At 38.4% G+C, this 1,198-nt stretch carries 1 protein-coding gene; it reads right to left on the bottom strand.

The genetic code is table 11. The features are described 5' to 3' along the window. Window positions 1-202: 202 nt before the first annotated feature. Window positions 203-1,198, bottom strand: a 996-nt coding sequence (locus RAC86_RS38870) for a cytochrome P450 family protein (RefSeq protein ID WP_377886974.1), incomplete at its 5' end; no start/stop codon positions are given.

Raw genomic sequence — 1,198 nt, forward strand, 5'->3', positions numbered from 1 at the left:
GGCTGAAAACAAATAAAAAACACCGATAGGGGAAAACTATTGGTGTTTGCAAGACATTTTCATGCCCGGTAGGCATAAATAATGCTAAACTTTGTTTTTGAAAAGCTATCATATCAAATTATTATGTTACAGCTTTTACTATCGTTTAATCTAATTGAGGAGTAAAACGAGATATGTTTGAAAATCACATATCCCCAAAAAATTAAAAACTAAGCGGCAGTTCTTCGAGTGCTCTCATCAGAAAATTCCCTTTCCATTTCATTTGTTCCTTTTCGCCTTTTAACTGTATATTTGGACAGCGGCGTAATAAGGTGGACATCGCAATCTTTGCTTCTAAGCGGGCTAGCTGTGCACCAAGGCAAAAATGATTGCCATGGCCAAAAGCAATATGGCGGTTGTTCTTTCTTTCAATATCAAATATGTCGGCATTTGGAAATATCTTCTCATCACGGTTTGCTGATGCTAAAGAAATGATGATCACATCTTTCCGTTTAATCTCCTGCCCATGCAGTATAAACGGTTCAGCCGTCCAGCGAATTGTCGTTAGCTCAACAGGGCTGTGAAACCGTAATGCTTCTTCTATGGCTGAATTCATCAAATCTGGCTGCTGGCGGAGCTTTTCAAATTGATCACCGTGACACATCAGAGCATATGTCATATTGGTGATTAAGTTTACGGTTGTTTCATGACCTGCAACGATAAGCAGCATAATCATCGAGTACAATTCTTCTGTACTTAATTGTGTGCCTTCACTTTCCGCTTGAATTAATGCACTGATTAAATCTCCTGAAGGTTCGCTCCTTTTTTTGCAAACTAAGGATTCCAGATATTTAACAAATTCTCCTAACAAATGATCATTCTCCTGAAGTCTTTCAGGGGCATCTGAAAAATCTATAATTGCTTGCGACCACACTCTGAATTTTTGACGATCTTCCAAGGGAATGCCAAGCATTTCACTTATCACGATAATCGGCAAAGGAAACGCATAATCGTCTACTAGGTTCATGAGTTTGTTGGGTTGTACTTTATCCAATAAAGAATCTGCTATATGCTGGATTTTGTCTTCTAATTGTAAAATCATCCGATGAGTAAATGCTTTCTGAACAAGAGTTCGCAAACGATTGTGGTCAGGGGGATCTGAATTAAGCATATGCTTGGTTAAAGACTCTTCATTTTTCAATAGAACAGGGCGCTTTTC

Source organism: Bacillus sp. LR_5 (assembly GCF_042709275.1).